The 10,346-nt window shown below is 68.9% G+C and carries 13 protein-coding genes and 1 pseudogene; 3 read left to right on the forward strand and 11 right to left on the reverse strand.

The features are described 5' to 3' along the window. From A5655_RS24815 to A5655_RS24850, 8 genes are all read right to left on the reverse strand, one after another. Window positions 1-265 (reverse strand): DUF6779 domain-containing protein (locus tag A5655_RS24815; protein WP_369807246.1); only part of this gene is annotated, 265 nt, incomplete at its 3' end. Window positions 266-353: 88 nt separating this feature from the next. Further along, on the reverse strand, window positions 354-830 hold the full coding sequence (locus tag A5655_RS24820) for a DUF3180 domain-containing protein (protein WP_067015045.1): 477 nt from the start codon (window positions 828-830) through the stop codon (window positions 354-356). Continuing rightward, window positions 830-1,372, reverse strand: a complete 543-nt coding sequence (folK, locus tag A5655_RS24825) for a 2-amino-4-hydroxy-6-hydroxymethyldihydropteridine diphosphokinase (protein WP_067015050.1) — start codon at window positions 1,370-1,372, stop codon at window positions 830-832. The genes A5655_RS24820 and folK overlap by 1 nt, the downstream gene beginning before the upstream one ends. After that, window positions 1,369-1,773: a dihydroneopterin aldolase gene (folB, locus tag A5655_RS24830; RefSeq protein ID WP_067015056.1), complete on the reverse strand. Its 405-nt coding sequence runs from the start codon at window positions 1,771-1,773 to the stop codon at window positions 1,369-1,371. Before folB ends, folK begins: the two co-directional genes overlap by 4 nt. Beyond that, a complete protein-coding gene (gene folP / locus A5655_RS24835) occupies window positions 1,766-2,590 on the reverse strand; it encodes a dihydropteroate synthase (protein WP_156765025.1) in 825 nt (274 codons plus the stop codon). Before folP ends, folB begins: the two co-directional genes overlap by 8 nt. Continuing rightward, entirely contained in the window at window positions 2,587-3,219 is a 633-nt protein-coding gene (folE, locus tag A5655_RS24840) for a GTP cyclohydrolase I FolE (protein WP_067015059.1), read from the reverse strand. The genes folP and folE overlap by 4 nt, the downstream gene beginning before the upstream one ends. A gap of 14 nt (window positions 3,220-3,233) precedes the next feature. Continuing rightward, window positions 3,234-5,609: an ATP-dependent zinc metalloprotease FtsH gene (ftsH, locus tag A5655_RS24845; RefSeq protein ID WP_067015062.1), complete on the reverse strand. Its 2,376-nt coding sequence runs from the start codon at window positions 5,607-5,609 to the stop codon at window positions 3,234-3,236. A 177-nt stretch (window positions 5,610-5,786) separates the two neighbouring features. Continuing rightward, window positions 5,787-6,200: a VOC family protein gene (locus A5655_RS24850; RefSeq protein WP_067015066.1), complete on the reverse strand. Its 414-nt coding sequence runs from the start codon at window positions 6,198-6,200 to the stop codon at window positions 5,787-5,789. Window positions 6,201-6,278: 78 nt separating this feature from the next. Between A5655_RS24850 and A5655_RS24855 the strand changes: the two genes are divergently transcribed. From A5655_RS24855 to A5655_RS24865, 3 genes are read left to right on the forward strand one after another with little or no spacing between them, the layout of a single operon-like run. Next, window positions 6,279-7,244 (forward strand): alpha/beta fold hydrolase, encoded by a 966-nt coding sequence (locus A5655_RS24855; protein ID WP_156765026.1) that lies wholly within the window; start codon window positions 6,279-6,281, stop codon window positions 7,242-7,244. Continuing rightward, entirely contained in the window at window positions 7,244-8,434 is a 1,191-nt protein-coding gene (locus tag A5655_RS24860) for an LLM class flavin-dependent oxidoreductase (protein WP_067015072.1), read from the forward strand. Before A5655_RS24855 ends, A5655_RS24860 begins: the two co-directional genes overlap by 1 nt. Then, on the forward strand, window positions 8,434-9,447 hold the full coding sequence (locus tag A5655_RS24865; RefSeq protein ID WP_067015075.1) for a zinc-binding dehydrogenase: 1,014 nt from the start codon (window positions 8,434-8,436) through the stop codon (window positions 9,445-9,447). Before A5655_RS24860 ends, A5655_RS24865 begins: the two co-directional genes overlap by 1 nt. 14 nt (window positions 9,448-9,461) lie before the next feature. Here the strand turns inward: A5655_RS24865 and A5655_RS24870 are convergent, their stop codons facing one another. From A5655_RS24870 to A5655_RS29025, 3 genes and pseudogenes are all read right to left on the reverse strand, one after another. Then, entirely contained in the window at window positions 9,462-9,746 is a 285-nt protein-coding gene (locus A5655_RS24870; protein WP_067015078.1) for a WXG100 family type VII secretion target, read from the reverse strand. Window positions 9,747-9,775: 29 nt separating this feature from the next. Beyond that, complete coding sequence (locus A5655_RS24875) at window positions 9,776-10,072, reverse strand: WXG100 family type VII secretion target (RefSeq protein ID WP_067015081.1); 297 nt, start codon at window positions 10,070-10,072, stop codon at window positions 9,776-9,778. Window positions 10,073-10,149: 77 nt separating this feature from the next. Further along, window positions 10,150-10,346 (reverse strand): annotated as a pseudogene (locus tag A5655_RS29025) (hypothetical protein); the annotation flags it as partial.

Here is a 10,346-nt window from a genome sequence, read left to right on the forward strand (position 1 = left end):
CCAGCTGCAGGTCGTAGACCAGCTTCAGGTCGCGGACCCGGGACTGGTCCGCATCGCTTTGGCGGCGGTAAAGCACCGAGACGAAGGCGCCGGCGACTGCGGCCCACAGCGCCAGGATTACAGCGAGCTTGAGGAGTTCCACCCGATTGGTGAAAACCAGTGCGGAACTGGCCCCCATGGCGAGGACCAGCAACGCCGTCAAGAGCACCCACCCCGGCCTGCGGCCGCCGCGCCGAACCCGGGCGCCGCGGGACAGAACGGTCATGGCCTGAGAGTACCTGCGCGAGGTCACTCCGCGTGTCGCGCGGCTCCGGCGATTCCCAACCGGGTTGATCGCCGGGCCGCCGGGCGCGCTAGGTTTCCGCGCCCTCGCCGTGCTCGGTCGGATCCTGCGGGGACTTGCAGCAATGCTGCAGCCACAGGGCGGCGACGACCAGGGCCAGCGCGCTGACGGCGGCCACCACCGCGCCGGCGGTGTCCTGCTCGGCGGCCCGCATCCACGACCGCCGCGGCAGCACGTACACCAGCACCGCGACCCACCAGCCCAGCACCAGCGCGCCCACCCAGGCCGACGCCTTGGCGACCACCACGCTGCGCGCCACCGCCAGCGGGTGCAGCCACCCGGGACCGTCGCCGATCTCGCCGTCGTTGATCTTGACCCGCACGTAACGCGCCCAGAGCGCCTCGCCGATGGCCACCGCGAGCAGCGACAGGCCGGTCAACGCCGTGATCGGCGGAAACCAGCGATACAGCGACATCACCAGCAGGTAGCCCACCACCGCAGCGCCGACCACCGCGGCCGTCAGGTCACGCTTGCGGGTCGGGCCCATCAGGTTTCCGATTCCGGGTTTTTGTCGAGCTTGAGCGTCAGGTTGGACAGCCGAACGCCGGCCCGATCGGCCGGGTCCAGCTCGGCCAGCAGCTGCGCGACGGGACGCCGCCCCTCCGCGACCGTCAGCCGGGCGTCCGGCTCGATGGCCAGCCACGGCACCATCACGAAGGCCCGCAGGTGGGCCAGCGGGTGCGGCAGCGTCAGGTTGGGCTCGCGGGTGATCACTTCCGTTTCGCCTTCGCCGTAACAGGCGACCAGGTCGACGTCGAGCGAGCGAGGGCCCCAGCGCTCGCCGCGAACCCGGCCCGCCGCCCGCTCGAACTCCTGCCCCCGGCTCAGCCAGGCCTGCCCGTCGCACGCCGGGTCGTCGGCGACGAGCACCGCGTTGAGAAACGGCGCCTGATCGACCCGACCCCAGGGATCCGTCTCGTAGATCGGAGACACCGCGACCACGACTTCCCGAAGCCCGTCGACCACCGACTGCAGCCGGGCCAACCGGTCACCCAGGTTGGAGCCGATGGACAGCACGACGCGGCTCATACCGCCCCGCCGCCGGCCGGGATCACCGAACCGCGACCGCCGCGCCGCGACCGCCGGACCACGACGGCCACGTCGGCGAATTGTTGCGGGATGGGGGCTTGCGGCTTGTGCACGACCACCTCGACGGCGTGCACCCGCGCGTCGCGCATCACCCGGTCGGCGATCTCGGCGCCGACCGTTTCGATCAGCTTGCGCGCCGGCCCGGCGACGACGTCGGCGGCCAGTTGCGCCAGCGCGCCGTAGTCGTACGTGTCGGCCAGGTCGTCGCTCGCGGCGGCGTCGGCCAGGTCGATCCACACGGTGATGTCGACGACGAAATCCTGCCCGGTCGCGCGCTCGTGTTCGAAGACGCCGTGCCGGCCGCGAACGGCCAAGCCGCGCAGCTCGATTCGATCAGCCATTCCGGGTCCATGCCTCGACGACCTTGAGGGCATCGACGGTGGCGCGGACGTCGTGCACGCGCACGCCCCAGGCCCCGTGCAGGGCGGCCAGCGCGGAAATCACCGCGGTCGCCATCTCGCGCCCGTCGGGCGGTCGCGGCGACCCTTCGGGTCCGGCCAGCAACGTGCCGAGGAACCGCTTGCGAGAGGCGCCCAGGAGCACCGGTATTCCGGTGGCGACGAGCTGCGGCAGCGCGTGCAGCAACGCCCAATTGTGTTGTCCCGTCTTGGCGAATCCCAGCCCGGGGTCGATCACCAGCTTCTCGGGATCGACACCCGCGGCCACCGCGCTGTCGACGTTGGCGAGCAGCTCGGCGCGCACCTCGGCCACCACGTCGCGATACCGCGGGGCCTCGTGCGGGCGCTCCGGCGACACCGGCCGCCAGTGCATCAACACCCACGCCACACCGGCCTCGGCAACGAGCGGGGCCATCGCGGGGTCGGCCCGACCACCGGACACGTCGTTGACGATCCGCGCGCCGCTCTGCAGCGCCGCCCGCGCGACCTCGGCGTGCATGGTGTCGATGCTGACGGTAATGCCTTGTGCGGCAAGCTCTTTGACGACGGGGACCACACGCGACGACTCGACCCGTGGGTCGATGCGGACGGCGCCGGGACGGGTCGACTCCCCTCCGACGTCGACGATGCCCGCTCCCTCGGCGGCCATCGCCAGGCCGTGGGCGACGGCGTCGTCGGCATCGAGGTAGCGCCCGCCGTCGGAGAACGAATCGTCAGTGACGTTCAGGACTCCCATCACCTGCACGGGCGCCGGACTCACTTGCGCAGGATGAGGTCGAGCGCTTCGGCCCGGGAGGCGGGACTGGTCTTGAACATGCCACGCACCGCCGACGTCGTGGTGACGGCGCCGGGCTTGCGGACGCCGCGCATCGCCATGCACAGGTGCTCCGCCTCGACGACGACGATCACCCCGCGCGGATCGAGCTTGTTCACCAGGGCGTCGGCGATCTGGCTGGTGAGCCGCTCCTGTACCTGGGGCCGCTTGGCGTAGAGGTCAACCAGGCGGGCGATCTTGGACAGGCCGGTCACCCTGCCGTCTTTGCCGGGGATGTAGCCGACGTGGGCCACCCCGTGGAAGGAGACCAGGTGATGCTCGCAGGTCGAGTACAGCGGGATTTCCTTGACGATCACCATCTCGTCGTGGTCTTCGTCGAACATCGTGTTCAGCACCGAGTCGGGATCGGTGTAAAGCCCCGCGAACATCTCCCGATACGCGCGCGCGACGCGGGCCGGCGTGTCCTGCAAGCCGTTTCGATCGGGGTCTTCCCCGATCGCGTACAACAGCTCGCGGACCGCGGCCTCGGCGCGTTGCTGGTCGAACGCCCGGATGCGCGGAGTCTGCTGGCGGGTGTCCGGCCCCAAATCGGGCCCCAAATCCGCGAGAGCCATCGAATCTCCGTTCGTCAGCCGTGCGCCGGCGGGTTGGACCGGCTCACGTCGTCATCCTCTTTCTCGGGGGACTTTCCGGCATCCGGGTGGGATTGGCCGGGCGGCGGATACGGAGGATACGGCGGGTAGGGCGGATGGGCCGGGGGGCCGGGCTGGCCCGGGTAGCTCGGCACCGGCTGCGGCCAATAAGGCTGCTGCGGGGGCTGCGCGGGCGGATACCAGTAGTTCGGCTGGTGTTGCTGCTGTGGGGGCGGCGGCCATCCCGGCGCGTGCCAGCCGGCCGGGGCGCCGTAGTCCGGCTGGGTCGGGCCGTGCGGGACGGGCTCCCGATTGCCGCCGGGTTGACCACCGTTAAAACCGTTGGGGCCGTTGGCGTTTCGGTCGGCCTCCGCGCGTGCGGCCTCGGCGGCTTGGCTGGCCGCGGCGATGGCCGCCTTGAAGGCGGGCTCGGCGACCGGCGGCGGCCACGGCTCGCCGCGCTCCATGGCCAGCTCGCCGGGCGTCTTGATCGGCGGCTTGTCCGACGGGATGCGGCCGCCGAAGTCGTCGAACATGGTGAGCCGCGGGCGCTTTTCGACGCCGGAGAAGATTCCCTCCAGCTCGGGCCGGTGCAAGGTTTCCTTCTCCAGCAGCTCACCGGCCAGCGTGTCGAGCACGTCACGGTATTCGGTGAGGATTTCCCAGGCCTCGGTGTGCGCGGCCTCGATCAGCTTGCGCACCTCGTCGTCGATGTCGCGGGCGACCTCGTGCGAGTAGTCCGCCTGCGTCCCCATGGTGCGGCCCAGGAACGGGTCGCCGTGCTCGGTGCCGTACTTGACGGCGCCCAGCTTGGAGCTCATCCCGAATTCGGTGACCATCGAGCGCGCGATCTTGGTGGCCTGCTCGATGTCGGAGACCGCGCCCGTGGTGGGCTCGCGGAACACCAGTTCCTCGGCGGCGCGACCGCCCATCGCGAACACCAGCTGGGCGATCATCTCCGAGCGCGTCCGCAGGCCCTTGTCCTCCTCGGGCACCGCCACCGCGTGCCCGCCCGTGCGTCCGCGGGCCAGGATCGTGACCTTGTAGACCGGGTCGATGTCCGGCATCGCCCAGGCCGCCAGCGTGTGCCCGCCCTCGTGATAGGCGGTGATCTTCTTCTCCTGCTCGCTGATGATCCGGCCCTTGCGGCGCGGACCGCCGATCACCCGGTCGACCGCCTCTTCCAGGGCGGGGCCGGTGATGACGGTGCCGTTTTCGCGGGCGGTCAGCAGCGCGGCCTCGTTGATGACGTTGGCCAGGTCGGCGCCGGTCATGCCGACGGTCCGCTTGGCCAGCCCGTCCAGGTCCGCGTCCGGGGCGATCGGCTTGCCCTTGGAGTGCACCCTTAAGACTGCTCGTCGCCCGGCCAGGTCGGGGTTGCTGACCGGGATCTGGCGGTCGAAGCGGCCGGGCCGCAGCAGCGCCGGGTCGAGGATGTCGGGGCGGTTGGTGGCCGCGATCAGGATGACGCCGGCGCGATCGCCGAAACCGTCCATCTCGACCAGCAGCTGGTTGAGCGTCTGCTCACGCTCGTCGTGGCCGCCGCCCAGCCCGGCGCCGCGCTGGCGGCCCACCGCGTCGATCTCGTCGACGAAGATGATGCACGGGCTGTTCTGCTTGGCCTGCTCGAACAGGTCGCGCACCCGCGAGGCTCCGACGCCGACGAACATCTCCACGAAGTCGGAGCCGGAGATCGTGAAGAACGGCACGCCGGCCTCGCCGGCCACGGCGCGGGCCAGCAGCGTCTTGCCGGTTCCGGGCGGCCCGTAGAGCAGCACGCCCTTGGGGATCTTGGCGCCCAGCGCCTGATACCTGCTGGGGTTCTGCAGGAAGTCCTTGATCTCGTAGAGCTCCTCGACCGCCTCGTCGACGCCCGCGACGTCGGCGAACGTGGTCTTGGGCATGTCCTTGTTGAGCATCTTCGCCCGGGACTTGCCGAACCCGAAGCCCATCCGGGCGCCGCCCTGCATCCGGGAGAACATCACGAACAGGCCCACCAGCAACAGCAGCGGCAGCACGTAGACGAGCAACTCGCCGAGGATGCTGCCCTCGTTCACGACGGTGCTGACCTTCGCGTTCTTGGTGTTGAGCGCGTTGAACAGATCGACCGCATATCCGCTGGGGTACTTGGTGATGACCTTGTCGGAGTTGTCGGTGTCCTTGTTGCCCTTCTTCAGGGTCAACCGCAGCTGCTGCTCGCGGTCGTCGATCTGCGCGCTCTTGACGTTGTCGCCGCTGATCTGGGCCATCGCCACCGAGGTGTCGACGGGCTTGTAACCGCGGGTGTCGTCGCTAAAGTAAAAAAACGACCAACCCAGCAGCACCACAACGGCGATCGCCGTGAGGGTGCGAATCACGTTTTTCCGGTTCATCAATCATCGGCCTCGCCGGCCAGGTCCTTCCCCGATACACGAAGCTGCAAAAGTCCAGGCTACCGCTAGTGCTGATCGCCAGCCCCGGCGAGCCGGGGCGTCATCGTCCTCACGAGACAACGAGCGGCAGTTCCCGGTCTGGTTCCCGACGTGGCCAACGACACGGTCGGCGGGCCGTCACTCGTAGTAGCGGGCCTCGACGACGTTTCCGTCGGGGTCGGCGAAGTAGTACGTCTGCGGTGACCAACCTCGGGCCCCGAAGCTGTGCGTCAACCGCGCGCCCGTGTCCACACCCGCCGCCTGCAGGCGCGCATCCAGCGCCTCGTATTCGGCTTTCGACAGCGCGAGACAGACGTGGTTGACGGGTTGGCCGGCGCTTCCCTCGGCCACCGCGGACGACGCCGCGGCCGAAGCCATCTCGAGCGGCATCAGATCGATGATGGAGTCGTCGCACACCCGCACGCTCGGGAACGGCGCCTCGCCGGCCTCGAACTCCGCGAAACGCACCGGCGCCAGCCCGACCACTGTCGTGTAGAAACCCATCGCCGCCCGGGCGTCCCTCGTCCAGAGAACCACGTGGTCCAATCGCATGCCCAAATTATGCGGCGGGGCGGCGCAGGCGATAAAGAAGCCCTTCTCAGCCCGGGGTCCTTGTGATTTGGTGAGACGGTGCTTTCGTCGACCCAGCGGTTAGTAGACACAAATGGCGTGCAATTGCGGGTGACCGAGGCGGGAGACCGCGGCGCGCCCGTGGTCATCCTGGCCCACGGCTTTCCCGAGCTGGCCTATTCCTGGCGACACCAGATACCGGTCCTCGCCGCGGCGGGCTATCACGTGCTGGCGCCCGACCAGCGCGGCTACGGCGGCTCGTCCCGTCCGGATTCGATCGAGGCGTACAACATTCACGAGTTGACCGCCGACCTGGTCGGGTTGCTCGACGACGTCGGGGCCGAGCGCGCGGTGTGGATCGGACACGACTGGGGTGCGCCCGTCGCGTGGCATGCGCCGCTGCTGCACCCCGACCGGGTGGCGGCGGTCGCCGCGCTCAGCGTGCCGGCACTGCCCCGCTCACATGTGGCGCCGACGCGGGCATGGCGCAAGCTGTTCGGCGAGAACTTCTTCTACATCCTCTATTTCCAGGAGCCCGGCGTCGCCGACGCCGAACTCGGCGGCGACCCCGCCCGAACCATCCGACGGATGATGGGCGGGCTGAACGGTTCCGGCGGCGCGGACGCGCTGATGCGGATGGCCGCTCCCGGGCCCGAGGGCTTCGTCGATCGGCTTCCCGAGCCGGACGGGCTGCCGGACTGGATCAGCCAGGACGAGCTCGACCATTACATCGCCGAGTTCTCCCGCACGGGATTCACCGGCGGCCTGAACTGGTACCGCAATTTCGACCGCAACTGGGAGACCACCGCCGAACTCGACGGCGCGAAGATCGGCGTGCCGTGCCTCTTCATCGCCGGAACCGGCGACCCGGTGCTGTCCTTCACCAGTCGCGACCGCGTTTCGGAGGTGATCTCCGGCCCGTACCGCGAGGTGATGATCGACGGGGCCGGGCATTGGCTGCAGCAGGAACGGCCCGACGAGGTGAATGCGGCACTGCTCGAGTTCCTCAAAGGAGTGGAATGGTAATGGGACTCCCGCTGCGTTTCGGCGTCTTCATCACGCCGTTTCATCCGATCGGCCAATCACCCACGGTCGCTTTGGAATACGACATGGAGCGTGTCGTCGCGCTGGACCGTCTCGGCTTCGACGAAGCCTGGTTCGGCGAGCACCACTCGGGTGGCTACGAGCTGATCGCCTGCCCGGAGGTGTTCATCGCGGCCGCGGCGGAGCGGACGAAGCACATCCGGCTGGGCACCGGGGTGGTGTCGCTGCCCTATCACCATCCACTGATGGTGGCCGACCGCTGGGTGCTGCTGGACCACCTGACCCGCGGCCGGGTCATGTTCGGCACCGGGCCCGGCGCGCTGCCGTCGGACGCGTACATGATGGGCATCGACCCGGTCGATCAGCGACACATGATGCAGGAATCCCTGGAGGCGATCCTGGCGCTGTTCCGCGCGGGTCCGTCCGAACGGGTCGACCGCCACACCGACTGGTTCACGCTGCGCGACGCGCAATTGCATATCCGCCCGTTCACCTGGCCCTACCCCGAGATCTCCACGGCGGCAATGATTTCGCCGTCCGGTCCGCGGCTGGCCGGCGCGCTGGGTACGTCGCTGCTGTCGCTGTCGATGTCGGTGCCGGTCGGCTACGCCGCGCTGGAGAACACCTGGGAGGTGGTGCGCGAGCAGGCCGCCAAGGTCGGCCGTGACGAGCCGGACCGGGCTTCCTGGCGGGTCTTGAGCATCATGCACATTGCCGACAGCCGCGAGCAGGCGATCGACGATTGCACCTACGGGCTAAAGGATTTCGCCAACTACTTCGGCGCGGCGGGCTTCGTGCCGCTGTCCAACGCGGTCGACGGCGAGGCGCAGACGCCGCGCGAGTTCGTCGCGGACTATGCGGCCCAGGGCAATTGCTGCATCGGCACGCCGGACGACGCGATCGCGCACATCGAAGACCTGCTCGAACGGTCCGGCGGTTTCGGAACGCTGCTGATGCTCGGCCACGATTGGGCCTCGCCGGAAGCGACGTACCACTGCTATGACCTGATGGCCCGCAAGGTGATTCCCCATTTCAAGGGACAGCTCGAAGCGTCCCGTTCCTCTCATGACTGGGCCAGGGGCAAACGCGACGAATTGATCGGGCGCGCCGGCGAGGCCATCGTCAACGCCATCACCGAACATGTCGACGAGCAGAAAGGCGTGGAAAGCTGATGCGCGCTGCGGTGTTACGAAACGGACGGATGGTCTACCGCGACGATGTGCCCGAACCGGTGCCCGGGCCGGGCCAGGTGCTGGTCGGTGTGCGGGCGTGTGGAATCTGCGGCTCCGACTTGCATTTCGCCGCCCACGGCGACGAGGTGATGGAGATGACGGCCCAGGTGGCCGCCGGCGCCGGCGGCATGGGCGTCGACCTGAACAGCGACGTCTACATGGGTCACGAGTTCAGCGCAGAGGTGCTCGAAGCCGGTCCGGATACCGACACCCATCCGCCGGGGACCATGGTCACCTCGCTCCCGGTTCTGCTGTCCACCAAGGGTGTCGAGCCGATCGTCTACAGCAACAGCACGATCGGCGGCTACGCCGAACGGATGCTGCTCTCGGCCCCACTGCTGTTGGCCATCCCCAACGGCCTCGATTTCAAGCATGCCGCGTTGACCGAACCCATGGCGGTCGGGTTGCACGCCGTCAACAAGTCCAACATCGCCCCCGGCGAGACCGCCCTGGTGCTCGGCTGCGGTCCGATCGGCATCGCCATCATCGCCGCCCTTCGGGCGCGCGGCGTCGAGACCATTGTGGCGTCGGACTTTTCGCCGAAGCGACGCGAGCTGGCCACCGCGATGGGCGCCCACCAGACGCTCGATGCGGCCCAGGGATCGCCCTTCGACTCCGTCAAACCCGTCGTCGTGTTCGAGGCGATCGGGGTGCCGGGAATCATCGACGACGTGCTGCGCCGGGCGCGGCCCGGCACCCGGCTGGTTGTCGCGGGGGTGTGCATGCAGGCCGACACCGTGCATCCCTTCTTCGCCATCGCCAAGGAGATCAACGTGCAGTTCGTCCTCGCCTACAACCCGGAGGAGTTCGGCGACTCGCTGCGCGCGCTGGCCGAGGGCCAGATCGACGTCACCCCGGTGATCACCGGGGAGGTCGGGCTGGACGGGGTCGGCCAGGCCTTCGACGACCTGGCCGACCCCGAGCGGCACTGCAAGATCCTGGTGACGCCGTAGGCGGACGCCAGTAGCTAGGCCCAGCTGGACCCGACCGTGCTGTCGGTGCTGGCCATGTTGCTCCCGGCCGCCTGCACCTTCTGGCCGTGGGCATTCGCCTGCTCGTAGATCACCTGGAAATTGCGGCCCAGCTCGGTGACGAACTGCTGGCAGGCCGTCGAGCCGGCGCCGCCCCAAAAGTCCCCGGCCGCAAGCACATCGCGAACGATGGCCTGGTGTTCGGCTTCCAGCGACGCGGCCTGCGCGCGGATGGTGGCGCCGTGGGCGTCGACATCGCCGAATTGATAGTTGATGGTCATGCGAAAGATCTCCTGTTCTGATTGGTTGGCTAGCTGCCCAGGACCTGCTGCGAGGCCTGTTCTTGCTGCTCGTAGTTGTTGGCGTCGCGGACCAGGCCGTCGCGCACCCCGTGCAGCATGGTGACGATGTTGCGGAAGGCCTGATTCATCTGGCCCATGGTGTCCAGCGAGGTCGCCTGCGCCTGGCCGCTCCAGCCCGCGCCGGAGATGTTCTGCGAGGACGCCCACATCCTGCGGGCCTCGTCCTCGACGGTCTGGGCGTGGACCTCGAAGCGGCCCGCCATGTCCCGCATCGCGTGCGGGTCGGTCATGAATCGTGCGGTCATATCATTCTCCTTCGAAAAGAGTTGTGGTATCTGCTAATTGGTCAGCTGTGGATCGCGGAAGCGCTCCCTCCCTTCCGTCATCCGACCACGCGCGGCAACACGCTGACCCGCGGCAACTCGGCGGCGCCGGACGCCCGCATCTCCATGCCCGCGACCGTGGTCGCGGGAACGCTGCGGGCCACCATTGGCGGCGCCGCGGGGGCGGCCGACATTGGTGAGACGGCCGGCGCCTCAGCGGCGGGAACCGGCGCCGGCGTCCAACCCGAGGGCACCG

Origin of the sequence: Mycobacterium sp. 1081908.1 (assembly GCF_001673535.1) — a bacterium.
Lineage (GTDB): Bacteria > Actinomycetota > Actinomycetes > Mycobacteriales > Mycobacteriaceae > Mycobacterium.